Source organism: Streptomyces sp. GbtcB6 (assembly GCF_019091475.1).
Lineage (GTDB): Bacteria > Actinomycetota > Actinomycetes > Streptomycetales > Streptomycetaceae > Streptomyces > Streptomyces hyaluromycini.
This window is the reverse complement of record NZ_JAGXJL010000564.1, coordinates 1-212: the sequence shown is the minus strand read 5'-3', so window position 1 is coordinate 212 and position 212 is coordinate 1. Positions and strand designations below refer to the sequence as shown.

Below are 212 nucleotides of genomic sequence, written 5' to 3'. Positions count from 1 at the left end.
ACCGGGATCGCGCCGAGATCCTTGGCGAACTGCTCGTCGCTGGGGCCGGTGGCGCTGAAGACTGTGAGGCCCTGGGATACGGCCAGCTGGGTGGCGATCACACCGACCGAGCCTCCGCCCCCGAGAACGAGCAGGGTCTCGCCGGAGGTGACGCCGAGCTGACGCAGGACGCCGACGGCGGCTTCGGCCGAGGCGGGCAGCGCTGCGGCGTC

General features: G+C 72.6%; 1 pseudogene. It reads right to left on the bottom strand.

The features are described 5' to 3' along the window. A pseudogene (locus KVT45_RS56000) lies at positions 1-212 on the bottom strand (NADP-dependent oxidoreductase); the annotation flags it as partial.